Here is a 23,755-nt window from a genome sequence, read left to right on the forward strand (position 1 = left end):
ATATGAATGAAAAGTTTGAACGGTTGATGGAGCGGGCCGAGCAGCTCATCGGCCGCATCGAATCGGTGCTGCCGCAGCCGCTGTCTGCGCCAGACTGGTCGCAGGCCATTGCCTGGCGTTACCGCAAGCGCAGCAGTGGGCATGGCACGCTGGAGCCTGTGCGGCATGTGGGTGCCATGCAGCTGGCGGACCTGAAGGAAATCGATGGGCAAAAAGAAAAGATCGAGCGCAATACGCTGCAGTTTGTACAGGGCAAAACGGCGAACAACGTCTTGCTGACCGGGGCCCGTGGCACAGGCAAGTCCTCGCTCATCAAGGCCTGCCTGAATGCCTTTGCCAGCCAGGGGCTGCGTCTGATCGAGGTGGATAAAGCCGATCTCGTGGATTTGCCGGACATCGTGGATGTGGTCTCGGAGCGGCCCGAGAAATTCATCGTGTTCTGCGACGACCTGAGCTTTGAAGAGGGCGAGCCGGGCTACAAGGCGCTCAAATCGATTCTGGATGGCTCGGTGGCTGCGGCCACGCCCAATGTGCTGATCTATGCCACCAGCAACCGCCGCCACCTGTTGCCCGAGTACATGGCAGAAAACTTGACCTACACCCACACTGAAGACGGTGAGGTGCACCCCGGTGAGGTGGTGGAAGAGAAGATTTCGCTGTCGGAGCGCTTTGGCCTGTGGGTCAGCTTCTACCCGTTCAGCCAGGAAGAGTACCTGACCATCGTGGCCCAGTGGTTGGCATCGCTGGGCGTGTCTGCCGCGGCCATTGCTGCAGCGCGCCCCGAGGCGCTGGTGTGGGCGCTGGAGCGTGGCTCGCGCAGCGGGCGTGTGGCGTACCAGTTTGCGCGCGACTACGCGGGGCGGGCATGAGGCGCATTCTTCTGGGCCGCTTTGCTGCGCCTGCTGGCTAGTGCGGTGCCCTGTTTCCAAGGAATGTCAAAGTGATCCACGATGAGTGAAACGCGCAAACACACTGAAGTAGCGGTCGGCATTTTGCTGCGCAGCGATGGCGCCATGCTGCTATCGACCCGCCCACCGGGCAAGCCTTATGCGGGGTACTGGGAGTTTCCGGGAGGCAAGCTGGAGGCCGGCGAGACCGTGGAACAGGCCCTGCGCCGTGAGCTGGAAGAGGAGTTGGGCATCACCATCGGCCCGGCCCAGGTCTGGAAGGTGACCGAGCACGACTATCCTCACGCTTTGGTGCGCCTGCACTGGTGCAAGGTGCACGAATGGACGGGAGCCTTTGAGATGCGCGAGGGCCAGGCCATGGCTTGGCAGCAATTTCCACTGACCGTGGACCCCGTACTGCCGGGTGCGTACCCGGTGCTGGACTGGCTGGAGCAGGAGCAACTCGGTTAATTCGCTCCTGAATTGATAGCTTCTTGCGCTTTATTGATAGGCGCTAGAGGCTATTTTGTATGAAATTCAGTGCTCTACCCGAGGATCGCCGTATTGCGCATCCAGCGGTGGGGCTTCGGTGGGCATGCGGAAGTCTTCACTGGCCCAAGCGCCCAGGTCAATCTGTTTGCAGCGCTCGCCACAGAAAGGGCGGTACCGATTGGCGGGGCTGTAGAGGCTGTCGCCGCCGCAGGTCGGGCACACCACGGTGCGTGTGGCAGAGGGCTGAGGAGCGGTTTTTGGCGGGGTGTCGGCAGCCATGTCGTGCGTATCCAATAGGGGTGGCTTGGCGCTCACGCGCACAGCGTCAATTCGAACGCCGCATCGTCAGTGCACGCATGCAGGCGCTCGTCGGCACCTTGCTTCATCAGCCTCACTGACACGATCAAGCGGTTCCCGCTGATTTCAGGGATCAGCTCCAAAGCCGGATCGATGCGAAGCCGAAGCAGCTGGAAGGTGCGGCCCGCTGGCAGGTTTTGCTGAAATTGCCCACGTTCTGCGGCCACTTTTTGCGGTACGCCAGAGTCGCGCAGCAGCTTGAGCAACACGTAGATGGATTCGGCCAGCGGCGCCAGGGTGGAGGACCAGTTTTGCAGCGCCTCTTGGCGCACAGCTGCATCTTTGTGCTGCCAGGCGTAGTACGCCGGTAGGTCAAATCCGCAGGTGCCACCAGGGATGCCTACGCGGCTGCGAATGCTCATCAGCCAGTCGTTTTCTGTCAGCGCATGCCCTGCCTTGCCCGACTGCGTGTTGAGTGCGGTGAAGCAGCGGTCCAGCTGTGCGATCACTGCATCCAGGGCTGCTTCCGAGATGGAGGGGTTGCCCCGGTAACCGTCGAGCTGGTGCTTGTGCTTTTCAATGTCCTTGAGAACATCCGATTTGAGGTCGGCTCTGGCCGCCACGTCCATGATTTCAAAGACGGTGACCAGCGCAAAATGGTGATCCAGCGGGTGTGCTCTGGGGATCAGCTCCCCCAGCCGACGGAACAACTGCTCCAGTCGGAGGTAGGTTCTGAGTCGTTCGTTGAAAGGGTATTCGTAGAGGATCACGCTGGCAGGTTCCTGGGCGCAGTGAAATGGGCCTGGCGCTGATGTCGGGGAAGAACGGGCTGGCCAGTGCTTCTAGGGATTGAGGCGCATCATAGCCCGAACAGTGCAGCTGTTTCTGTGGCCAACTGTTGCAAGTCGGCAAGCGAGCAATTATCGCCATTGTCGATCACGATATCGGCCGAAGCCCGCCGAATGCGCCGAGGGGCCTGGGCTGCCAAGATCGACTCTACCGTGGCGCGCTCCAGCCCATTTCGCGCCATTACACGCTGTATCTGCAGGTGTTCTGGGCAATCCACTACGATAATTGAATCCAGTCTTTGCGCCCATCGGCCAGACTCCACCAGAAGCGGGACATCGAACACGATGATTCGGGCTCCTGAGGCCTCTGCGGCTTGCGCTTGCTGGCTGCTGTGCAGGCTGACAAGAGGGTGAACGATGGCTTCCAGTGCAGACTTGGCCTGGGGGGTGCTGTAGGCCAGTTGGCGCATGCGTGCTCGGTCCAGAGCGCCCGTATCGTCCACATACTCCCGCCCAAAGGTCTGGGCTATGGCATCCATCGCATCGCCACGGGGGCCTGTGACTTGTTTGGCGATCTGATCAGAGTCAATGATGGCCGCGCCACGGATTTGGAGCAGCAGACCGAACGTGGTCTTGCCGCTGCCAATGCCACCCGTCAGTCCGATATGGCGAGTGGATCGCCCCATCTTCAGAGCCCAAATCCACGCAGTACGGTGTCCAGTATGGCCTTGGGCCCTGCGATCATCGCGGTGAGGCCGGCCCCCACCAGAAAGGGACCGAAGGGCACATACCCACCTTCGCGCAGGCTGCTGAAGACCTTCATGCCAATGCCCACCATGGCGCCGATGACCGACGACATCAAGATGATGGGCACCAGGGCCTCCCACCCAAACCATGCGCCGAGGGCGGCGAACAGTTTGAAATCCCCGTACCCCATGCCTTCTTTGCCCGTTGCCAGCTTGAATGCCCAGTACACCAGCCACAGCGAGAGATAGCCAGCCGCCGCGCCCGCCACCGAGGACGCCAGTGGCACTTGGGTCCACTGCAACATCGAAGCCAGCAGCCCCGCCCAAAGCAATGGCAAGGTCAAGTCATCCGGCAATAGTGTCGTATCCCAATCGATAAAAGCCAGTGCGACCAAAACGGCGGAGAAACCACACCAAGCCAAACCTGTAGGCGTCAGTCCCCAGTGCTGCACGCACCAAAAAAACAGCCCGCCTGTGAGCAGTTCCACCAGCGGATACCGGGGGCTGATGCGGGTGCCGCATTCAGAGCACTTGCCGCGCAAAAAGAGGTAGCTGACAACGGGAATGTTCTCGTACCACGCCACGAGATGACCACAAGAGGGACACCGTGACCGGGGGACCATCAAGTTGAACGGCTCCTGTGGTGCTGGTTCTGCACCATTGCCAGCCTGCTCGGCCTGAAAGGCTGTAGCTTCTACCGCCCATTGCCGCTCCATCATTTTGGGCAGGCGATAAATGACAACGTTCAAGAAACTGCCAATGAGAAGCCCAAACAGCGCAGCCAGCCCTGAGGCTGGCAAAGATTCCAGCGCCATTAAACGACCTGACCCAATTTGAAAATGGGGAGGTACATCGACACCACGATGCCGCCAATCAAGGTACCCAGGAACACGATGATGATCGGCTCCATCAGGCTGGAGAGACCGGCCACCATTTCGTCCACTTCGGCCTCGTAGAAGTCCGCCGCTTTGCCGAGCATGTGGTCAATGGAGCCGGATTCCTCGCCAATGGCGCACATCTGGATCACCATGGAGGGAAATACCTTGGCGTTGTCCATAGCGACGGTGAGGCTGGTGCCGGTGGAGACTTCTTGCTGAATTTTCTCAGTTGCAATGGAGTACACGGAGTTACCCGAAGCTCCGCCGACTGAGTCAAGCGCCTCCACCAGGGGTACGCCAGCTGCAAACATGGTGGCCAAGGTTCGCGTCCAGCGGGCAACGCAGGACTTATCAATCAATGCACCAAAAATTGGCATTTTGAGCAGAAAGCGGTCCATGAATTTCTGCATTTTTTCACTGCGCTTCCAGGCCTGCATGAAAAAATAGAATCCTCCGCCGATGATGGTGAAAATCAACCACCACCATTTGACAAAAACCTCGCTGATAGCCATCACAAACAGTGTGGGTGCGGGTAAATCAGCGCCAAAAGAGGTGAAAACCTCTTTGAATGCAGGGATCACGAAAATCATGATCACAGTCACTACCACAAAGGCAACAATGACCACCGAGATCGGGTACATCAAAGCCGATTTGATCTTGGATTTGATCGCCTCTGTCTTCTCCATGTAAGTTGCAAGCCGGTCCAGCAGCGCTTCGAGAATACCTGCTGCTTCCCCGGCTTCCACCAAGTTGCAATACAGGCTGTCGAAGTACATGGGGTGCTTGCGAAACGCGGCGTTCAATGAGGTGCCGGTCTCAACATCTGTACGAATGTCATTCAACAGTTTGGTCACGCTGGCGTTGGTGTTGCCACGCCCGACAATGTCAAAAGACTGCAGCAGTGGAACACCTGCCTTCATCATGGTCGCCAATTGCCGGGTGAAGAGTGCAATGTCTTTGGGTTTGATCTTCTTGCCGGAGCGGGTGCGTCTCTTTTTGATCTTGGTCGGAAAAACGCCTTGTCGGCGCAGCGTGGCCTGAACCTGGTTCTCGCCGACAGCCCGAATTTCCCCGCGCACCACCTTGCCTGCGCGGTCCTTGCCCTCCCATTCAAAGACAAACTCTTTGATGTCCCTCGATGCTGCGGTTGCCATGCTGTTCCCTGTCTATCTGTCTGTTATTCGTTGGTCACGGCGAGCACTTCTTCCAGCGAAGTGAGGCCGAGTTTGGCTTTGTAGAGGCCTGATGCGCGCAAGGATCGCACGCCCTCGTTACGTGCCTGTTCTGCAATTTCGAGGGCGCTTCCATCGCGCAAGATAATGCGTTGTATCTCCTCAGAGATGGGCATGACTTGGTAAATACCCACGCGCCCTTTGTACCCGTTATTGCACGCAGAGCAGCCTACGGGTTTGTAGGTGATCCAGGATCCATCGATTTCTTCCTCGGTGTATCCGGCCTCCACCAAGGCCTCGTGGGGTACATCCGCAGGGGCTTTACAGGCTGCGCACAGGCGTCTGGCCAAACGCTGGGCAGTGATCAAAATCACGCTCGATGCAATATTGAATGGTGCGATACCCATGTTGCGCATCCGCGTCAATGTCGTGGGGGCATCGTTCGTGTGCAGTGTGGATAAAACCAAGTGGCCTGTTTGGGCCGCTTTGATGGAAATATCAGCGGTTTCCAAGTCTCGGATTTCACCCACCATGATGATGTCCGGATCTTGACGCAGGAAAGACTTCAAGGCCACCGCAAAAGTGAGGCCTGCCTTGTCGTTCACGTTGACCTGATTGACCCCTGGAAGATTAATTTCAGAGGGGTCTTCCGCCGTCGCAATGTTGACGCCCGGTTTGTTGAGCAGGTTCAGGCAGGTATACAGAGACACCGTTTTTCCGGAGCCTGTTGGGCCTGTTACCAAAATCATTCCGTAGGGGCGACCAATTGCAGAAAGGAGACGCTCTTTTTCCTCTGGCTCATAGCCCAGTGCATCAATGCCCAGTTTGGCACTGCTGGGGTCCAGGATACGGATCACGATTTTTTCGCCAAATAAAGTTGGCAAGGTGCTGACCCGGAAGTCAATCACACGGTCCGGCCCCACCTTGAGCTTCATTTTTCCATCTTGAGGTACTCGTTTCTCGGAGATATCCATGCGAGATATCACCTTGATACGGGAAGCGAGTTTATCTTTGATGGCAATGGGTGGAGACGAGATTTCCTTCAACTCCCCGTCAACACGAAAGCGTACGCGATATTGGTGCTCGTAGGGTTCAAAATGCAAATCGGATGCCCGCATATTGAATGCATCGAGCAGCATTTTGTGCAAGAACTTAACGACGGGGGCGTCTTCGACCTCATTGGCGCCTGTATCAATGGATTCCGGAACCTCTTCCGTAACCGATTCGTCAAAATCGAATTCACCGCTAGTCAGGCTCTCCATCGACTCCGTCGTGGACTTTGTGCTCGCTTCGACCAAGCGATTGAGCTTGTCGTATTCGGCAATGATCCAGTCCACTCCCATTTGGGTGGTGAACTTGATTTTTTCTGCAGCTTCCTGATCAGTGGGGTCTGCGGTCGCAACAATCAGTCGGTTGTTTCTCTTGCTGAGAACCACAACTTTGTAAGACTGGCAGATTTTTGCGTCAAGCAGATCTTTGGGAAGCCGTTGGGGGTCAATGGCCTCCAAGTCCAGCAAAGGAGCACCAAAAACTGCAGAAACCGTGTGTGCCAGATCTGAGGCAGAAACGACACCGGACCCTGTCAGCTCAGCAATAAAGCTGGTGCGATTATTTTGTGACTTTTGGTAAATTTCCTCTGCGGCTTTTTGTGCCAGCTTGCCCGCAGACATGAGCGCCCGCCCCAACCCGGGAAGGGCAATTGCAGAAGCGTCTTTAGGAGCAGTGTCAACAGCAGCCATGTAACCAATAGAGCATTAATGTGAACAGCGGCTCATCCTATCATCGCCCATCGGTTTTGGGCTGTATGCGGGGCTGTGTTGGTGGCTCTACCGCAACGGTGGTGTGTCGCCTAACTGGTGCAAGTTGTGCCGCTGAAATGCGAGAACTTGGTGTTGCCTGAATGGGCGTGGGCCGTGTCGGCAATTTGTGCACCCCTTTTTTCGTGATGGGGCATGCGGATCCGTGCGCTGGCCGCTACCAGGGGGGGCTACTTTGAATTTGTTGGCGGTTGTGTGGCTTTGGGGGGATGCGGAGGCCGTAGATTGCCCTTTGTTAAGCCCGGCGCTCAGTCAGTTGGTTTGCGAGTGCGCGCATGCCATCAGAGTGGGGTGTTGGCGGCAATATGGCAATGGCCGCAATGGCTCTGTGGGCCTCATCGGAGGCTGCTTGGCGTGCGACCTGTAGAGCACCTGTTTGTTTGACGATATCGATGATGGCGGCCAGTTGCTCCGTTGAGCCTTCCTCAATGGCGTGGCGGATGGTTTTGGCTTGTTCTGGCGTGCCGCGTGCCATGGCTGCAATCAACGGAAGTGTGGCTTTGCCTTCGCGCAGATCATCGCCTAAATTTTTACCCATCTCTGAGGCATTGCCGTCGTAATCGAGGACGTCATCAATAATTTGGAATGCGGTGCCGAGCGCCTGTCCATAAGTGGCGCAGGCCTCCTCAATCTGTGTCGTACTTTCGGCCAGAACCGCACCCAGGCGTGCGCTGGCCTCGAACAGCTTGGCTGTTTTGGAGCGGATGACTTTGAGGTAGTCGGTTTCAGTCAGTGATGCGTCGTGCATGTTCATCAATTGCAGGACCTCGCCCTCCGCAATGATGTTGGTCGCCTCGGAGAGAATCTCCATCACCCGCATGCTGCCTGTTTCAACCATCATCTGGAAGGACCGGGTGTGCAGGAAGTCGCCGACCAGCACACTGGCAGGGTTGCCGAAGGTCTCGTTGGCGGTGGCGCGTCCTCTGCGCAGGGTGGATGCATCCACTACGTCGTCATGCAGGAGAGTGGCGGTATGGATGAGCTCCACCACGGCGGCTAAAGTGTGGCTGTGCCGACCCTGGTAGTTCAGTGCACCACACACCATCAGCAACAAAGCTGGCCGCAGGCGCTTGCCGCCTGCAGCAATGATGTACTGTGAGATTTGCCCCACCAAAGGCACCGTTGACGTCAACCGTTGTCCAATGACTCGATCAACTTCTCGCATGTCCTCTGCAACCAGTGAGAGGGGGGCGCTTGTGGTGGTGGGGGGGGTGTTGTCAGTCAAGATGGCGGCTACCGAAAGTGCCTTCAATTATAGGAATGGCTGGGCTCGCGCGCGGCGGCTTTGTGGCGGAGGTGGTACTTTTTGTGGTCTATGGCATAATCTAGGGCTCTGCAGAAATAGGTCTGCAGAACTCAATTCAAAGAGGCTCACATGTACGCGGTCATAAAAACCGGCGGCAAGCAGTATCGCGTTGCTTCCGGCGAAAAAATTAAAGTAGAACAGATTGCTGCGGACGTAGGCCAGGAAATTGTGATCGATCAAGTTCTGGCAGTCGGCAACGGCGCAGAATTGAAGATTGGCACACCCCTGGTGTCCGGCGCAACCGTGAAAGCCACTGTCGTGGCGCACGGCAAGCACGACAAGGTGCACATCTTCAAGATGCGCCGTCGCAAGCACTATCAAAAACGCCAAGGCCATCGCCAGCAGTTCACTGAACTGCAAATCGGTGCGATTGCTGCTTAATCAGGAGTCAATGTCATGGCACAGAAAAAAGGCGGCGGCTCTACGCGAAATGGTCGTGATTCCAAGCCAAAGATGCTTGGTGTCAAGGCCTTCGGCGGTGAATTGATCAGCGCTGGTTCCATCATAGTGCGTCAGCGCGGTACCCGTTTCCATCCCGGCAGCAACGTCGGTGTGGGCAAGGACCACACTCTGTTTGCATTGGTTGACGGGCATGTCTCGTTCGGCACCAAGGGTGCATTGTCCAAGCACACAGTCAATGTGACCCCAGCCTGAGCTTAGCCTCTGGTTGAAACCAAAGCCCCGCACTGCCGGGGCTTTGTCGTTTTTTGTTTTCGCATTTGGCTGTTCTGGCAAGATGCGCGATTCTCTGATGTGGTCAGCCCCTTGGGGGTTAGACGTTGCGCATCTTTTGGCTGTTGGTATGCCTCTGGCCTTGTCTCTCCTGTGGTGATGGAGTGGGGTCTGGATCTTCTTTGTGTGGGAAGGTCAATCGCACCTAGCCTCTTTTGTAAACTGGATATCCCATGAAGTTCGTCGATGAAGCCTATATTGACATTGCCGCAGGCGATGGTGGCAATGGCTGTGTGTCATTTCGCCACGAAAAATACAAGGAATTCGGCGGGCCCAATGGAGGCGATGGTGGGCGCGGTGGGCATGTGTTTGCTGTGGCGGATCCCAACTTGAACACGTTGGTGGATTTCCGTTACTCCCGCCGGCATGATGCCAAGCGGGGTGAGCATGGTATGGGCTCGGACATGTTTGGCGCCGCGGGGGATGACATCACCCTGAAGATGCCTGTCGGGACGATCATCACGGATGCGGAAACGGGCGAAGTGCTTTATGAATTGCTCAACCCGGGTGAAGTGATCACCATCGCCAAGGGTGGGGATGGCGGTTTTGGCAATATGCGTTTCAAAAGTGCCATCAACCGTGCGCCGCGCCAGAAAACGCCAGGCTGGCCCGGCGAGAAGAAAAATCTCAAGCTGGAGTTGAAGGTTCTGGCAGACGTGGGGCTGTTGGGGATGCCTAACGCCGGCAAGTCGACCTTCATCACCGCAGTCTCCAACGCACGCCCCAAGATTGCGGACTACCCTTTCACCACATTGCACCCGAACCTGGGTGTCGTCCGCGTGGGGCCTGAGCAGAGTTTTGTGGTTGCTGATATCCCTGGCTTGATCGAGGGGGCCTCGGAGGGGGCGGGGCTGGGGCACCAGTTTTTGCGCCACTTGCAGCGCACCCGGTTGTTGCTGCACGTTGTGGATCTGGCGCCGTTCGATGATGCGGTGGACCCCGTGGCCCAGGCCAAGGCCATTGTGGGTGAACTCAAGAAATACGATGCGCAGCTCTACGACAAGCCCCGTTGGCTGGTGTTGAACAAGCTCGACATGGTGCCGACGGAGGAGCGCGAGGCGCGAGTCAAGGACTTTGTGAAGCGCTTCAAATGGAAGGGCCCGGTGTTCGAGATTTCTGCGCTGACGCGAGAGGGCTGCGAGCCTTTGATCCATGCCATCTACCGCCACGTCAAGGCGGAGCAGATGGTCGAAAACACCCCGGTGGAAGTCGATCCCCGTTTTGCGGATGATGCTTCGTCCTGATTTGCTATAAATTTTGTAGCTTTCTGCGCTTTTAGATCAAGCGCTTTCGGATAAAAAGACCTTCAACATGGTTTCTAGCGTATTGCGTGATGCCCGCCGCATCGTGGTCAAGGTAGGTTCCAGCTTGGTGACGAACGAGGGGCGGGGCCTGGATGAAGCGGCCATTGGCGAATGGAGTCGCCAGCTTGCGGCTTTGGTGCGTGGCGAAGGGGGTGCACCGCGCGAAGTGGTGATGGTGTCGAGCGGGGCTATTGCCGAGGGGATGAAGCGCCTGGGCTGGGCGTCGCGTCCGCAGGAGATCCACGAGTTGCAGGCTGCAGCGGCCGTTGGGCAAATGGGATTGGCTCAGATGTACGAGACCAAATTGCGTGAGCAAGGCATGGGCAGCGCCCAGGTGCTGCTCACGCATGCTGATCTGGCTGACCGTGAGCGGTATTTGAATGCCCGTTCCACCCTGCTGACGCTACTGCGACTGGGGGTGGTTCCTGTGATCAATGAAAACGACACAGTGGTCACCGACGAAATCAAGTTTGGTGACAACGACACGCTGGGCGCGCTGGTGGCCAATTTGGTGGAGGCCGATGCCCTCGTCATCTTGACCGATCAAAAGGGCTTGTACACCGCAGACCCGCGCCGAGACCCCTCCGCACAGTTTGTGCATGAAGCCAAAGCCGGTGATCTTGCGCTCGAAGCGATGGCGGGCGGGGCTGGGTCGAGCATTGGCAAGGGGGGCATGATTACCAAGATTCTGGCAGCCAAGCGCGCTGCGGGGTCGGGGGCCTCGACCGTGATTGCCTGGGGAAGGGAGCCGGACGTCTTGCTGAAGCTGGCAGGTGGCGATGCTCTGGGCACATTGTTGGTGGCCCAAACCCAAAAACAGCAGGCGCGCAAGCAATGGATGGCCGACCACCTGCAATTGCGTGGAGCGGTGACGGTGGATGCTGGTGCTGCCTCCAAGGTGCGGGAGGAGGGGAAAAGTCTGCTGCCCATTGGCATGACCAGTGTGGAGGGTGATTTTTCTCGGGGTGATGTAATCGCTGTGCGAGACCCTGCGGGCGTGGAGATTGCCAGGGGTCTGGCCAACTATGCGGCGGCGGAGGCCCGATTGCTGTGTCGCAAGCCGTCCGCCGAATTTGAGCGATTGTTAGGCTACACCGCAGAGGCGGAGATGGTGCATCGCGATAACTTGGTTTTGTCCGCAGTCTGAATTTCGCAAGGATTCAAGCGAAGTGTGGCTCACATGCAAAAGGCCGCCCCCGAAGAATCTCCGGGGGCGGCCTTTTGTCTGTCTGGCTCTTGGTCGGTGAAGGTGTACTTCCCGCTCTCAACTGGGCTGAGACTTTGATGGTGCCATGGCCATTGCCAATGGCGGAATGGCCTCCAACTCTGCTGGCATGCTGTTTTGCGGATCGGGATCGAAGCTCGCGCCGGGCGGTAACTCCATGCCAGGGTGCAGCAGCAGTGAGCCCGTTCTGAACATTGTTGGCGCAGCCTGTTCAGGGTCTCGTGCCCGCATTCCGCTGCGCAAGTAGCGATTGCGTTGGTCGTGTCGGGGCAGGAATCGGGCTAACTCGGTCAGCGCCATTTCATAGACGCCCCGCTTGAACTCCACCACGACATCCAGTGGCACCCAGTAGTCGTTCCAACGCCATGCGTCAAACTCAGGGTGGTTGGTGGCGCGCAGGTTCAAGTCCCAGTCGTGTCCCACGAGTTGTAGCAGATACCAGATTTGTTTCTGGCCCTTGTAGTGTCCGCGCGCGTCGCGGCGGATGTACCGGTCAGGCACCTCATAGCGCAACCAATCCCTTGTGCGGGCAACCAAGCGCACATGGTTGGGCAATAATCCCACCTCTTCGTGCAGTTCCCGAAACATGGCTTGCTCAGGGGTTTCTCCCCGGTCAATACCGCCTTGTGGAAACTGCCAGCTGTGGGTGCGGATCCGCTTGCCCCAGAACACTTGGTTCTTTTGGTTGAGCAGGATGATGCCGACGTTCGGCCGAAAGCCGTCCCGGTCAAGCATAATCGAACCCCAATTTTTTAAACTGTGTCCATTATGCACGGCGCTATGCGGCCGACAAGAGGACCGGTCTGAATAGACTGAAATCGCTCCGATGAAAGCCTCTCAATTCTTTATCTCCACCCTCAAGGAAGCTCCGGCCGACGCCGAAGTGGTCAGTCACAAACTCATGATGCGGGCGGGGCTGATCAAGAAGCTGGGCGCAGGCATCTACAACTACATGCCCATGGGCCTGCGGGTGATTCGCAAGGTTGAAGCGATTGTGCGTGAGGAGATGAACCGGGCCGGGGCGGTGGAATGCGCCATGCCGGTGATCCAGCCGGCTGAGCTTTGGCAGGAAACGGGGCGTTTTGAAAAGATGGGTCCCGAGCTGTTGCGCATCCGCGACCGCCATGGTCGTGACTTTGTGGTGCAGCCCACCAGTGAAGAGGTGGTGACGGACATTGCGCGGCAGGAATTGCGCAGCTACAAGCAACTGCCCAAGAATTTTTACCAGATTCAAACTAAATTCCGCGATGAACGCCGCCCCCGCTTTGGCTTGATGCGTGGCCGCGAGTTCATCATGAAGGACGCGTACTCGTTCGACCGCGACCAGACTTCAGCCAAGGCCAGCTACCAGGTGATGGCTGCCGCATACCGCCGTATTTTTGACCGGTTTGGTTTGACCTACCGCGCCGTGGCGGCTGACAGCGGCGCCATTGGTGGGGACCTGAGCGAAGAGTTCCAGGTGATTGCCGCCACAGGCGAGGACGCGATCGTGTACTGCCCTGGCAGCGACTACGCCGCCAACATGGAAAAGGCCGAAGCCCTGGCCCCACAAGGCCCGCGCGCAGCGGCCGCCCAGGGGCTCGCCAAGACACCAACGCCCGGCAAGAGCACTTGCGCCGACGTGGCCGACCTGCTGGGGCTGCCTCTGCAGCGCACCGTGAAGTCGCTGGTCCTGGCCACCGACACCACCAACGAGCAAGGTGAGATCGTCAAAACCCAGGTGTGGCTGCTCCTGCTGCGCGGCGATCACGACATGAACGAAATCAAGGTCAACAAAGTGCCGGGGCTGGAAAACTTCCGCTTTGCTACCGTGGCCGAGATCGAAGACCACTTTGGCTGCAAGCCCGGCTACCTGGGCCCCATTGGCCTCAAAAAGCCCCTGAAGCTGGTGGTTGACCGCGAAGTCGCCGCCATGGCCGACTGGGTGTGCGGCGCCAACGAGGTGGATTTCCACATCACCGGCGTGAACTGGGGGCGTGATTTGCCTGAGCCCGATGTCGTGGCTGACTTGCGCAACGTGGTGGCTGGTGACCTGTCGCCAGATGGCAAGGGCGAGCTGGCCATTGAGCGCGGTATCGAAGTCGGCCACGTGTTCTACCTCGGCACCAAGTACAGCCGTGCTATGAACGCGACCTTCCTGGATGAAAACGGCAAGCCGCAGCCACTGGAAATGGGCTGCTATGGCATCGGTATTACCCGTTTGCCAGCGGCGGCCATTGAGCAAAATCACGATGAGCGGGGCATCATTTGGCCCGACGCGATTGCGCCTTTCACCGTGGTCATCTGCCCCATTGGCATGGACCGCAGCGAAGAGGTGAAGGCCGCCGCTGAAAAGCTGTATGCCGAGATGCTGGCGCAAGGCGTGGATGTCTTGCTGGACGACCGGGGTGAGCGCCCTGGCGCCATGTTTGCCGATTGGGAACTGATTGGCGTGCCGCACCGCGTGACCATTGGCGACAAGAGCCTCAAGGACGGTGTGGTCGAATACCAGCACCGCCGCGATGCGGCCGCCACCAAAGTGGCTGTGGCAGACGTGTGGGCCCATGTGAAGGGCCGCATGGCGGTATGACGATGGAGGGTGACGGTGTGCGTGGGGATGTGAGTTTGCAGAAGGAATGGCCGCTGGGCGTGTCTCGGCGGGCTTGTTTGATGGCGGCTGCCGCCCCTGCGGGGTGGCTGGCTGCGCCAGGACTGGCCCATGCGGGAGGGCAGCTCGAAGAGCCTTTGATGGACTCTGTGCGCACCGCCTTGAGTTCTGCCATTGCCAACCAGGCTCCCCCGGAGCCAGAGTTTTTCTCCACCGAGTCACGCCTGGGCTACCTGCGCTGGCTGGGCACGATGAGTGACCGCCTGCGCAAGCGCAAGCCCGAGTGGGAGGTGCGTCGCGACTTCCTGCAAACCGTGTGGTACGAGTCCAAGCGGGCCGGACTGGATGTGTCTTTGGTGATGGGCCTGATCCAGGTCGAGAGCGCGTTCCGCAAGTTCGCAGTCTCCAGCGTCGGGGCCCGGGGCTACATGCAGGTCATGCCGTTCTGGACGCGCGTGATTGGCGATGGCGACGCTGGCAAGTTGTTTCACATGCAGACCAACCTGCGCTTTGGCTGCGTCATCTTGCGCCACTACATTGACCGGGAGCAGGGTGATCTGTTCATGGCCCTGGGGCGCTACAACGGCAGCCGTGGCAAGCCGCCATACCCCAACGCCGTTTTCTCGGCCCAGCGCAATTGGGTGATGGACTCCAAAACAGCCATGGGCTGATAGGCACTGTCAGACCCGCGTGCGGGTCTGTATTCAGCCATTGCTGTGCGTGGCGCTGGCCGCTTCCGTGGCAGGCTGGCGCGACACCATGACCTGGTCGATGCGGTAACTGTCCACGTCCAGCACCTCAAATTTGAAGCCACCCCAGGTCACGCTGTCCGTGCGCCGGGGCACGCGCCGCAGCATCACCATCAAGAAGCCCGCCAGGGTTTCGTACTCGCCCGCATGGGGGGGCTCGTCCAGCGCCAATACGCGCAACACATCGCTGATGGGGGTCACGCCATCGATCAGCCACGAGTTGTCGTCACGTTGAACAATCTGCTCTTCGTCGGCAGGGCCCACCACCAGGTCGCCCATCACGGTGCTCATCACATCGTTCAGCGTCACCACGCCAACGACCAGGCTATATTCGTTCACGATCACCGCAAAGTCTTCGTGCACTTGCCGGAACTGCTCCAGCACTTCAGACAGCGTGAGCCGGTCCGGCACGATGAGCACCTTGCGCACCAGGCTGTCATCGGCCAGCGAAATCGGCTGGTTGTTCAGCACCCGCTGGAACAAATCCTTGGCATCCACATAGCCGACCACATGGTCGATATCGCCTTCGCACACGGGGTACGTCGAAAACGGCTCCGCAGCAATGCGCAGGCGGATAACGGAGTCGGGCTCGTCGCGCAGGAAGAACGCAACCCGATCGCGCGGCGACATGGCGCTGGACACCGTGCGCGTGTCCAGCTCGAACACATTGGTGATGACCTGCTGCTCGCGTGCGGCCAGCACACCTGCGCGGGCACCTGCTTCCATCATGGCCAAGATGTCGTCGGAGGTGATGCGTTCATCGCGCAGCGACGACAGGCCCAGCAGCCTGAACAACGCATCGGCCCCCCGGCTGTAAAACCACACCAGCGGGCGCAGCAGCGCCATGCACCATGCCATGGGTGGGGCCAGCCGCACAGCGATGCGTTCAGGCTCAGCCATGCCCAAGCGCTTGGGGAACAGGTCGGCAAACAGAATGAACAGCGAGGTGATGACCAGGAACGAGACCATGAAGCCCGCCGTCTGCGCGGTGGACTCGGCCATCCAGACCTCAAACAATGAGCTGAAGTGGGGGCTCAGCGCGCCTTCTCCCACGATACCGCCCAGGATCGCCACGGCGTTTTGCCCCACCTGCACCACGGTGAAGTAGTCACCGGGCTGCTCTTGCATGCGCAGCACCCGTTCGGCACGGGGGTCGCCCTCGTCGGCCATTTGGCGCAAGCGCAGGCGTCGCGCTGCGGCCAACGAGATCTCGGCCATGGAGAAAAAAGCACTGGCTGCGATCAGCAGCACGATGACAAGAAGGCTTTGGGTCATGAAAGGTGACAGAGCGTGGCGCTATGGCACACCGGCCCTTGGAGTGTATCTGCCCATGCATGGCCCGCTGCCCATGCCTTTACGGCTTGGGCTGCGGGCCAGTGGGTGGCGGCAGTCAGTGCAAAGCCGTCAGATGCACAGACTGCCGCTGAAGGCGTTTCGGTGGGGTGCTTACTGCACAAAGCCCATGCGCCCCCGTGCGGTGGCGGCCTTGGGCAGGTCGCCCACTTCCACGGCCGATCGCCGGTCCAGTCGGGCGTTGCCAAAGCCTGTCATCCATGCCCGGCGCATTTCGCGCGGAGGCATGCGGGCCAGGCAGTCCAGCACATCGTCCAGTGGTTCGGGGTCGAGCAGGCGGCCCCAGTCGTGGCTGTGGCGAATGTTCTGGTACAGGTTCAGGGCAATGGTGCGCGCCTGCTCCAGCGAGGGGGCCTCCACCTCAAACACGTTCATGCGGTTGAGGATGGGGTCAGGGATGCCGCGCGTGTCATTGGCCGTGGTGATCCAGATGACCTGGCTGGCATCAATCGCCACTTCGGCAAATTCGTCGGTGAAGCTCTGGGCCGTGTCGTGCTCCAGCAGGCTGTAGAGCGCGCCCAGCGGGTCGTACTGCGCATCGCTGCTGGCCTTGTCGATCTCGTCCACCACGATCACGGGGTTGGCGTATTCGCCCTCGATGAGGGCTTCAAACACCTTGCCGGGGCGTGCGCCCTTCCATTGTGCGGACGAGCCCGACAGCAGCCAGCCTGCCGTCATCGAACTCATGGGCAGCAGGTTCATGCCGGTGCCCAGCAGGTCGGCCAGGTGCTTTGCAAAGTGGGTTTTTCCAATGCCGGGGGGGCCGAGCAGCAGCATGGGCGTCACCTCCAGGCCATCGCTGCTGTCCTGTGCCAGCGCCACGTGGCGTTTGATGTCGTCCAGCACCTCGGTGAAGTTGGGCAGCAGCTCGTACAGGCCGCTCATGTCGGGCACGCCCGACGGCTTGACGTGAAAGCGCTCGGGGCCGCGCTCCAGCATGCGTTCGTAGACGGTGCGCAGGTTTTCGTATTCGCGCTGGCTGCCCGCATCCTGCAGCCGTGCGAGCTTGCGCTCGACATCTCCAGGGTGGAACACATTGCGCATCTGGGCCACCGGCAGGTGCAGTGCGGGGCTTTGGGGAACAAGGCTATGGCTGGTCATTGCATGCTCCTGTGATGTGGGTCACGCACCCATTCAAGCACACAACATGCCGCCCCTCAACGTGGGATAAGCCCTGTGTTGGTGCCGCTGTTGCAGGCATGCTGCACGGGCCCTGCGCAAGCAGCCGCTGTCAGGGGGCGCGCCAAAAACAAAGGCCGCCCCAAAGGGCGGCCTGTCTGGCTGCAGAGAGGCGCTGCGGCCTCGGAGTCATCAGCCCTCGGTGCCCAGCACTTGCTTGAGTTCGCCCGATTCGTACATCTCCATCATGATGTCCGAGCCGCCAATGAACTCGCCCTTGACGTACAGCTGGGGGATGGTGGGCCAGTTGCTGTATTCCTTGATGCCTTGGCGGATGGCGTCGTCCTCAAGCACATTCACAGTAACCACGGCCTTGGGGTCCACGCCGCAAGCCTTCAGGATCTGGATCGCACGGCCCGAGAAGCCGCACATGGGGAAGCTGGCGCTGCCCTTCATGAACAGCAGGATGTCGCTGGATTTGACGAGGGTGTCGATGCGTTGTTGGGTGTCGCTCATGGGAAAACTCCTTGAAAGGGGCGGGCGGTGGAAGGCTGAGGGCCCGCAATGGGGGAGATTATTTCACTGTCGGCCACTGGCCACCAGAACAGCGGGCGATGCCTGCCAGGTCTGTGCGGCTTTGTACGTTGTCAAAACCTTGCGCGGTGAGCAGCGCCTGCACGGGCTGGGACTGGTCGTAGCCATGCTCCAGCAGCAGCCAGCCCCCAGGCTGCAGGTGTGCGGGAGCCTGGGCGACGATGGTGCGGATGTCGTCCAGCCCGTCGCTGCCGCTGGCCAGCGCCTGCAGGGGCTCATGCTGCAGCGCGGCCAGGTGCGGGTCGGCGCTGGCGATGTAGGGCGGGTTGGAGACGATGGCGTCAAAAAGCCCATCCACGCCTTGCAGCCAATCACCGCGCTGAAACCGCACGGGCAAACCCAGCCGCTCTCCATTGGCCTGCGCTACGGCCAAGGCATCGGCACTGGCGTCCACCGCCAGCACCTGGGCGTCGGCGCGTTGGCTTTGCAGCGCCAGGGCGATGGCGCCGCTGCCGGTGCCCAGGTCCACCACGCGCGGTGATGTCTGCGGGGCGATCACCTCCAGTGCCCAGTCCACCAGTGTTTCGGTGTCGGGGCGCGGGTCCAGCACGCGCGCGTCCACCTGCAGTGGCAGGCCGTAGAACTCCTTGCGTCCAGTCAGGTAGGCCACCGGTTCGCCCGCCAAGCGGCGCTGGCACAGGGCGATGAATTGGGCGTGCACGGTCTCGTCCATCGCGTCGGTGTCGTGCGCCAGCAGCCAGGCGCGGCCCGCGTCGGGGCGGCCCACGGCGTGCAGCAGCAGCAATTGCGCGTCGATGCGCGCCAAGCCCAGGGTGTGGGCCTGGTTCAGGGCGTGGGCCAGGGTGGGGGTGGTGTTGTTCACTATGATTTTGATAGCTGCTTGCGCTTATTTATCAAGCGCTAGGGGCGAATTTGATTCAAATCCCTCAGGGATCAGCCCGTGGCGCCCATCTCCAGCTCTTCCAGTTGCTCGGCCTCGCGCGCATGGGCCAGGGCCTGCAGTACATCGCCCAGGTCGCCTTCCATCACGTACAGCAGTTTGTACAGCGTGAGGTTGATGCGGTGGTCCGTGAGGCGCCCCTGCGGGAAGTTGTAGGTGCGGATGCGGTCGCTGCGGTCGCCGCTGCCGATCAGGCCCTTGCGCAGCGCGGCCTCTTTGGCGGCACGTTCGCTGCGTTCTTTTTCTTGGATGCGGGCCTGCAGCACTTGCAGCGCCTTGGCCTTGTTGGCGTGCTGGCTGCGGCCGTCCTGGCATTCGGCCACGATGCCGGTGGGCAAGTGCACCACGCGCACGGCCGAATCCGTCTTGTTGATGTGCTGGCCTCCCGCGCCGGATGCGCGGAAGGTGTCGATGCGCAGGTCGGCCGGGTTGAGCTTGACGGCCTCGTGCTCGTCGGGCTCGGGCATCACGGCCACGGTGCAGGCGCTGGTGTGGATGCGGCCTTGCGTCTCGGTGGCGGGCACGCGCTGCACGCGGTGGCCGCCAGACTCGAACTTGAGCGCGCCGTACACGCCGCTGCCCGAAGGGCCGCTTCCGGGGGCGCCTTCAATGCGCAGCACGATTTCCTTGTAGCCGCCCAGCTCGGCCGCGTTCTCGCTCACCACCTCCACCTTCCAGCCCACGGTGGCGGCGTAGCGGGAGTACATGCGGGTCAAGTCGCCAGCGAACAGGGCCGATTCGTCGCCACCCGTACCGGCGCGGATTTCCACAAACGCGTTGCGCGCGTCGTCCGGGTCCTTGGGCAGCAGCAGGCGCTGCAGTTCGTCTTCCAGTTGCAGCAGCTCGGCTTCTGCGCTGGTGATTTCTTCTTGCGCCATTTCGGCCATGTCCGGGTCGGCAAGCATCTCGCGGGCACCGGCCAGGTCGGCCTCGCGCTGCTGGTAGCGGGCATAGCGGCCTGCGATCTGCGTGACTTCGGCGTGTTCGACAGAAATGCGGCGGTACTGCGCCATGTCGCTCATGATGTCTTCGCGCGAGAGCAAAAAGTCCAGCTCGCCCAGGCGCTGTGCATAGCGCTCCAGTTGGCTTCGGAGAAAGGGTTTCATGGGTGTCTAAAAAAGAATCTGCTACGAATTTGGTAGCTGCTAGCGCTTATTGATAAAGCGCTGGAGGCCGATTTGGCTTGAAATCGGGGCGGCGAGTGAGCAGGCGGGCGCCGCTACTGGCCGTTTTTGCTTTGCGAGCGCAGGAACAGGCGCGAGACGGTCTGGGCCGTCTGGGCGCGCATTTCGGCGTCGCCAGCGCGCAGTTCGGCCAAGGTGCCGTGCAGCATCTTTTGTGTCAGCCCGCGCGAGAGCGCTTCGAGCACGGCATCCACGTCCTCGCCCTTGGCCAGCAGCTTCTTGGCGCGTGCGATCTCAGCGGCGCGCCACTCGTCCGTTTGCGCATTGAGCTGCTGGATCAACGGCACCACGCCACCTGCTGCGCCTGCGGGGCTGCGCAGCTCCATCCAGTGCATGAAGCTCTGCACGCCCGCGTCGATGATCGCCTCGGCCTGTGCTACGGCGGCTTGGCGGTTGGCCTGTGCGGTTTGCACCACGGTGGCCAGATCGTCCACGGTGTAGAGGTACACATCGCCCAGGGCCTTGACCTCAGGCTCGATGTCGCGCGGCACAGCCAAGTCCACCATGAACATGGGGCGGTGGCGGCGCTTCTTCAAAGCGCGTTCCACCGCGCCCAGGCCGATGATGGGCAGGCTGCTGGCGGTGCAGCTGATGACGGCGTCGAACTCGTGCAGGCGCTCAGGCAAGTCGGCCAGGCGCATCACCTCGCCGCCAAAGCGGCTGGCGAGCTTTTCGCCGCGCTCCAGCGTGCGGTTGGCAATGGCAATGGCTTTGGGGTTCTTGGCGGCGAAGTGCGTGGCGCACAGCTCAATCATCTCGCCCGCGCCGACGAACAAAATCTTGGTCTCGGAGATGTCTTCAAACAGCTGGCCTGCCAGGCGCACAGCCGCCGCCGCCATACTGATGCTGTGTGCGCCGATTTCGGTGCTGCTGCGCACCTCTTTGGCCACAGCAAAGCTGCGCTGAAAGAGCTGGTTGAGCGTGGTGCCCAGGGCGCCAGCCGTTTCGGCGGCGCGCACGGCGTCCTTCATCTGGCCCAGAATCTGGGCCTCGCCCAGCACCATCGAATCCAGTCCACTGGCCACGCGGAAGGCGTGGCGCGCGACGAGGCTGTCTTCCAGGGTGTAGGAGTGCGAGCGCAGCAACGCGGGGCTTACACCGCCGCTGTGGGCCAGCCAGCCCAGCGTGTGGTCCAGCGCAGCCTGCTGGCCAGCGCAGTAAATTTCGGTGCGATTGCAGGTGGAGATAATGGCGGTTTCCACCCCCGGGTGGCTGCCGGAGGTGCCCAAGGACTGGCGCAAACCGTGCAGCGTGGGAGCGATCTGATCGAGCGCGAACGCAAACCTGCCGCGCAGATCGAGCGGCGCGGTGGTGTGGTTGATGCCGAGGGCCCAGACTGCCATGGTGGCGGATTATAAAATCGTTACACAAACTGCGGCTCCCAGCCTGGGTAAGCCTTGATCTGGGTCAACTGCACACATGGGTCCGCTCGACAGCCTCAACCATCTTCTCAATTTTCTGGCCCCCGCATTTTGGATGGCAGTGGCCATGGCCGTGCTGGGGCGGCTGGTGCTGCGCGGGCGCGCTGCGGGCCTGGGGCGCGGCATGCAATGGCTGTTGGATTTTGGTGTGTGCGCGCTGGTGTTGCTGGCGGGCCTGTGGTTGACGGGGCGCGACGGCAAGATGGCCACCTACGCTGTTCTGGTGCTGGCCTGCGCGACATCGCATGGGCTGGGCCAACGCATCTGGCGTGCTTGAGCGCTTGAGCGCATAAGCCTTCGGCTCTGTTGCTCGGCCGGGCAGGGGTGTTAGTCTTTTGGCTCTTCACCCATAACAACCGGAGACACCCCCATGAAGCCCCTTCGCGCTTTGCTCACTGCCGCTGCATTTGCTTGTGCGGCCACGGTGCACGCCTTCCCCACCAAACCTGTGCGCATCGTCGTGGGCTTTCCTGCCGGAGGGCCGCTGGACCAGCATGCGCGCTTGCTGTCTGACAAGCTGCAAACCGTGCTGGGCCAGCCTGTGGTGATGGACTACAAATCGGGCGCCGGGGGCACGGTGGGCGCACAAGAGGTGATGAAGTCACCGGCCGACGGGCACACCATCATGCTGGCCAACACGGGGGTGATGGTCATCAACCCTGCGCTGTACAGCAAGCTGCCCTACGCCACGCTCAAAGACTTTGTGCCCGTGGCCCGCACGGCCATGCAGCCGCTGGCCTTGCTGGTCAACCCCAACGTGCCCGCCAAGAACCTGCAGGAGTTCATGGTCTATGCCAAGGCGCGTCCAGGCCAGGTCAACTTTGGCTCCGCAGGCAACGGCGGCATCAGCCATTTGGTGCCCGAGATGTTCAAGTCCGCCACGGGCCTGTTCATGGTGCACATCCCTTACCGTGGCAGCGCCCCCGCTTTTACCGACCTGATGGCCGGGCAGGTGCAGTTCATGGCCGAGAGCATTCCGCAGGCCGCCTCGTACCACAAGCAGGGCAAGGTGCGCGCCCTGGCCGTGACGAGCCGCGAACGCAACCCCGCGTTGCCCGATGTGCCCACCGTGATCGAGAGCGGCATCAAGGGCTTTGAGGTGGTGGGGTTCTACGGCTTTTTGGCCCCGGCAGGCACGCCCAAGGAGGCGGTGAACAAGCTCAGCGATGCGTTCAAGCAGGTGCTGCAAATGCCGGACGTGAGGAACCGCATGGTCAGCCAGGGCGCCGCCCCAGCTTTCATGGGCGCTGATGATTTTGCGGCCTTCCTGGCCGCTGAGATGCCGCGCTGGGCCGAGGTGGTGAAGAAGTCAGGCGCGAAGCTCGATTGACCCCCTGAGGCGCTGCGCGCCTTCCCCCTGGAAGGGGGACGCCATCGGTGGCCCTGCAAAGCCGGTTCCACGGTGGCGCTGGTATTGGGGCTGGGGTTGGGGTGACGACACGCCCTAGGGCGCGGCGGGCGAAAACAGGTCCACGCGGTCGGTGATGATGCCGTCGGTGCCCAGATTGATCAGGCGCTGCGCGGCCCATTCGTCGTTGACGGTGTAGCTCAGGGTGCGCATGCCCAGGGCCTTGACCTGTGCGACCAGCGCTGCGTCCCACAGCGCGTGGTTGCACACGATGGCCACGCAGCCCAGGTGGCGGGCTTCGTCCAGGCAGCCGTCCCACAGCGCATCGATCAGCAGGGCGCGTGGAATGTGCGCGGCTGTGGCTTGTGCACCGGCCAGCGCTTCGGGCTTGAAGGACGAGAACAGGGGCGGCACGGTCTGGCCTTGCCACAGGCGTGTGGCGGTCTCGCCCACCACGCGGCCCGTCTGCTCTTCCTGGCCGGGCGTGGGCTTGATCTCGATGTTCAAAAAGTAACCGTTGGCCAGGCAAAAGCGCGCCAGGGCTTCGAGTGTGGGCACCGCCTCGCCTGCATAGGTGCGCGAATGCCAGCTGCCGGCGTCCAACTGCGCCAGAGCGCCCAGAGGCAGGTCGCTGCCTGTGCCCTTGCCATTGGTGGTGCGCTCCAGCGTGGCGTCGTGCAGCAAGAAGGGCACGCCGTCGGCGCTGAGCTTGGCGTCGCACTCGAACATGCGATAGCCGTGCTGTGCGCCCAGGCGGAAGGCGGCCAGGGTGTTTTCAGGGGCCAGCTTGCCAGCGCCGCGGTGGGCAATCCAGTGGGGGTAGGGCCAGGGTGTGTGCATGGGTGCTCCTTGTGC

Annotated in this window: 25 protein-coding genes; 10 read left to right on the plus strand and 15 right to left on the minus strand. The window is 60.8% G+C overall.

The features are described from left to right. Positions 1–2 precede the first annotated feature (2 nt). Both C8C98_RS12295 and C8C98_RS12300 read left to right on the plus strand, forming a co-directional pair. Positions 3–869, plus strand: coding sequence for an ATP-binding protein (locus C8C98_RS12295; protein WP_121454517.1), 867 nt, complete (start codon positions 3–5; stop codon positions 867–869). An 81-nt stretch (positions 870–950) separates the two neighbouring features. Further along, positions 951–1,358, plus strand: coding sequence for an NUDIX domain-containing protein (locus C8C98_RS12300; protein WP_121454518.1), 408 nt, complete (start codon positions 951–953; stop codon positions 1,356–1,358). A 66-nt stretch (positions 1,359–1,424) separates the two neighbouring features. Here the strand turns inward: C8C98_RS12300 and C8C98_RS12305 are convergent, their stop codons facing one another. The 7 genes from C8C98_RS12305 to C8C98_RS12335 form a co-directional block, all read right to left on the minus strand. Continuing rightward, positions 1,425–1,658, minus strand: a complete 234-nt coding sequence (locus C8C98_RS12305; protein WP_121456223.1) for a DNA gyrase inhibitor YacG — start codon at positions 1,656–1,658, stop codon at positions 1,425–1,427. A 32-nt stretch (positions 1,659–1,690) separates the two neighbouring features. Next, positions 1,691–2,446: a cell division protein ZapD gene (gene zapD, locus C8C98_RS12310; RefSeq protein WP_121454519.1), complete on the minus strand. Its 756-nt coding sequence runs from the start codon at positions 2,444–2,446 to the stop codon at positions 1,691–1,693. 89 nt (positions 2,447–2,535) lie between these two features. Then, entirely contained in the window at positions 2,536–3,150 is a 615-nt protein-coding gene (gene coaE / locus C8C98_RS12315; RefSeq protein ID WP_121454520.1) for a dephospho-CoA kinase, read from the minus strand. A 2-nt stretch (positions 3,151–3,152) separates the two neighbouring features. Beyond that, positions 3,153–4,025 (minus strand): A24 family peptidase, encoded by an 873-nt coding sequence (locus C8C98_RS12320; protein ID WP_121454521.1) that lies wholly within the window; start codon positions 4,023–4,025, stop codon positions 3,153–3,155. After that, entirely contained in the window at positions 4,025–5,242 is a 1,218-nt protein-coding gene (locus tag C8C98_RS12325) for a type II secretion system F family protein (RefSeq protein ID WP_121454522.1), read from the minus strand. Before C8C98_RS12325 ends, C8C98_RS12320 begins: the two co-directional genes overlap by 1 nt. 23 nt (positions 5,243–5,265) lie before the next feature. Further along, entirely contained in the window at positions 5,266–6,999 is a 1,734-nt protein-coding gene (pilB, locus tag C8C98_RS12330) for a type IV-A pilus assembly ATPase PilB (protein WP_121454523.1), read from the minus strand. Positions 7,000–7,312: 313 nt separating this feature from the next. Continuing rightward, positions 7,313–8,242 (minus strand): polyprenyl synthetase family protein, encoded by a 930-nt coding sequence (locus C8C98_RS12335; protein WP_199726656.1) that lies wholly within the window; start codon positions 8,240–8,242, stop codon positions 7,313–7,315. Between the two features lie 210 nt (positions 8,243–8,452). Here C8C98_RS12335 and rplU point away from each other — a divergent pair, with 210 nt between their 5' ends. The 4 genes from rplU (at position 8,453) to proB (ending at position 11,566) form a co-directional block, all read left to right on the plus strand. Further along, positions 8,453–8,764, plus strand: a complete 312-nt coding sequence (rplU, locus tag C8C98_RS12340) for a 50S ribosomal protein L21 (protein WP_010462012.1) — start codon at positions 8,453–8,455, stop codon at positions 8,762–8,764. A 15-nt stretch (positions 8,765–8,779) separates the two neighbouring features. Then, positions 8,780–9,037 (plus strand): 50S ribosomal protein L27, encoded by a 258-nt coding sequence (rpmA, locus tag C8C98_RS12345; protein WP_026437555.1) that lies wholly within the window; start codon positions 8,780–8,782, stop codon positions 9,035–9,037. A 251-nt stretch (positions 9,038–9,288) separates the two neighbouring features. Further along, complete coding sequence (gene cgtA, locus C8C98_RS12350) at positions 9,289–10,359, plus strand: Obg family GTPase CgtA (protein ID WP_121454524.1); 1,071 nt, start codon at positions 9,289–9,291, stop codon at positions 10,357–10,359. A gap of 67 nt (positions 10,360–10,426) precedes the next feature. Then, complete coding sequence (gene proB, locus C8C98_RS12355; protein WP_121454525.1) at positions 10,427–11,566, plus strand: glutamate 5-kinase; 1,140 nt, start codon at positions 10,427–10,429, stop codon at positions 11,564–11,566. Between the two features lie 117 nt (positions 11,567–11,683). Here the strand turns inward: proB and C8C98_RS12360 are convergent, their stop codons facing one another. Next, positions 11,684–12,379, minus strand: a complete 696-nt coding sequence (locus C8C98_RS12360) for an RNA pyrophosphohydrolase (RefSeq protein WP_121454526.1) — start codon at positions 12,377–12,379, stop codon at positions 11,684–11,686. Between the two features lie 91 nt (positions 12,380–12,470). On the opposite strand from C8C98_RS12360, the gene C8C98_RS12365 reads away from it, so the two are divergent. Both C8C98_RS12365 and C8C98_RS12370 read left to right on the plus strand, forming a co-directional pair. Then, complete coding sequence (locus C8C98_RS12365; protein ID WP_121454527.1) at positions 12,471–14,213, plus strand: proline--tRNA ligase; 1,743 nt, start codon at positions 12,471–12,473, stop codon at positions 14,211–14,213. 2 nt (positions 14,214–14,215) lie between these two features. Then, positions 14,216–14,902, plus strand: coding sequence for a lytic transglycosylase domain-containing protein (locus C8C98_RS12370; RefSeq protein WP_121454528.1), 687 nt, complete (start codon positions 14,216–14,218; stop codon positions 14,900–14,902). Between the two features lie 33 nt (positions 14,903–14,935). Here C8C98_RS12370 and C8C98_RS12375 read toward each other — a convergent pair whose 3' ends face one another. The 6 genes from C8C98_RS12375 to hemA form a co-directional block, all read right to left on the minus strand. Then, a complete protein-coding gene (locus C8C98_RS12375; protein WP_121454529.1) occupies positions 14,936–16,255 on the minus strand; it encodes a hemolysin family protein in 1,320 nt (439 codons plus the stop codon). A 171-nt stretch (positions 16,256–16,426) separates the two neighbouring features. Further along, positions 16,427–17,434, minus strand: coding sequence for an AAA family ATPase (locus tag C8C98_RS12380; RefSeq protein ID WP_121454530.1), 1,008 nt, complete (start codon positions 17,432–17,434; stop codon positions 16,427–16,429). Positions 17,435–17,644: 210 nt separating this feature from the next. After that, a complete protein-coding gene (grxD, locus tag C8C98_RS12385; protein WP_121454531.1) occupies positions 17,645–17,968 on the minus strand; it encodes a Grx4 family monothiol glutaredoxin in 324 nt (107 codons plus the stop codon). A gap of 58 nt (positions 17,969–18,026) precedes the next feature. Continuing rightward, positions 18,027–18,869, minus strand: coding sequence for a peptide chain release factor N(5)-glutamine methyltransferase (gene prmC, locus C8C98_RS12390; protein ID WP_121454532.1), 843 nt, complete (start codon positions 18,867–18,869; stop codon positions 18,027–18,029). Between the two features lie 71 nt (positions 18,870–18,940). Beyond that, positions 18,941–20,053 (minus strand): peptide chain release factor 1, encoded by a 1,113-nt coding sequence (gene prfA / locus C8C98_RS12395; RefSeq protein WP_121454533.1) that lies wholly within the window; start codon positions 20,051–20,053, stop codon positions 18,941–18,943. Between the two features lie 113 nt (positions 20,054–20,166). Continuing rightward, positions 20,167–21,474 (minus strand): glutamyl-tRNA reductase, encoded by a 1,308-nt coding sequence (gene hemA, locus C8C98_RS12400; RefSeq protein WP_121454534.1) that lies wholly within the window; start codon positions 21,472–21,474, stop codon positions 20,167–20,169. Positions 21,475–21,550: 76 nt separating this feature from the next. Between hemA and C8C98_RS12405 the strand changes: the two genes are divergently transcribed. Both C8C98_RS12405 and C8C98_RS12410 read left to right on the plus strand, forming a co-directional pair. Beyond that, positions 21,551–21,829 (plus strand): hypothetical protein, encoded by a 279-nt coding sequence (locus C8C98_RS12405; RefSeq protein WP_121454535.1) that lies wholly within the window; start codon positions 21,551–21,553, stop codon positions 21,827–21,829. A 93-nt stretch (positions 21,830–21,922) separates the two neighbouring features. Next, a complete protein-coding gene (locus C8C98_RS12410; RefSeq protein WP_121454536.1) occupies positions 21,923–22,882 on the plus strand; it encodes a tripartite tricarboxylate transporter substrate binding protein in 960 nt (319 codons plus the stop codon). 114 nt (positions 22,883–22,996) lie between these two features. On the opposite strand, the gene ugpQ is transcribed toward C8C98_RS12410, so the two are convergent. After that, positions 22,997–23,740 carry a glycerophosphodiester phosphodiesterase gene (gene ugpQ, locus C8C98_RS12415; protein ID WP_121454537.1) on the minus strand — a complete coding sequence of 248 codons (744 nt, stop codon included), beginning with the start codon at positions 23,738–23,740 and terminating at the stop codon, positions 22,997–22,999. Positions 23,741–23,755 lie beyond the last annotated feature (15 nt).

This window comes from Acidovorax sp. 106 (assembly GCF_003663825.1).
GTDB lineage: Bacteria > Pseudomonadota > Gammaproteobacteria > Burkholderiales > Burkholderiaceae_C > Acidovorax.